The sequence below is a fragment of the Oleiphilus sp. HI0061 genome (genome assembly GCF_001635675.1).
This window is the reverse complement of sequence record NZ_LWFE01001592.1, coordinates 1-801: the sequence shown is the minus strand read 5'-3', so window position 1 is coordinate 801 and position 801 is coordinate 1. Positions and strand designations below refer to the sequence as shown.

Below are 801 nucleotides of genomic sequence, written 5' to 3'. Positions count from 1 at the left end.
TGTTGAATTCGTTCCATCTGAGTACGGTGAGCCTGTCAGAGTATTACTTGGTGGTCAGGATGTGACGAATGATATTCGTACAGAAACTGTGGGTAATGATGCGTCAAAGATAGCGCCTTTGGCATCTGTTCGCGCAGCATTATTGCAAAGGCAAAGAAACTTTGCAGTCGAGCCTGGCTTGGTTGCTGATGGTCGAGATATGGGGACAGTGGTGTTTCCAGAGGCAGAATATAAGGTATTTATGACAGCGAGCGCAGAAGCTAGGGCGGATAGACGCTTTAAGCAGTTGAAGGCGGAGGGGGAAGATGTTAAAATCGCGCCCCTTTTAAAGGAGATAGAAGAGCGAGACGCCCGAGACATGGGGCGAAAAAATGCTCCGCTCAAAGCCGCTGAAGATGCGTATCATGTTGATACTACAGGGCTTTCTATCGAAGAAGTTTTAAAGGAAGTTGTTAATTTTATTGAGCGGAAATCTTAATAAATACGACTTCTAAACTTTTGGGTTTTGGTTAACGTTGGCCAGCAATGCAAAACCCATTTCAATAAATAAACCGTACATGCTGGTGGTACGGAGAATTTAATCACACAGGAATTGTAATGAGCGAGAGCTTTGCAGAGTTATTTGAAGAGAGTCTAAATGAAATCGATATGACCCCGGGAGCAATTATTGCGGGTGTTGTAGTAGATATTGATAGCGACTGGGTTACAGTAAACGCTGGCCTAAAGTCAGAAGGTGTTATACCTCTATCTCAATTTGTTAACGAGAGCGGTGAAGTCGAATTAAAGATCGGTGACTCTGTT

Annotated in this window: 2 protein-coding genes; both read left to right on the top strand. The window is 43.8% G+C overall.

The features are described from left to right. The coding region (gene cmk, locus A3735_RS24760; protein ID WP_068638831.1) for a (d)CMP kinase at positions 1-478 on the top strand (478 nt) is incomplete at its 5' end. A 119-nt stretch (positions 479-597) separates the two neighbouring features. Continuing rightward, positions 598-801, top strand: a 204-nt coding sequence (locus tag A3735_RS24755) for a S1 RNA-binding domain-containing protein (protein ID WP_156499900.1), incomplete at its 3' end; no start/stop codon positions are given.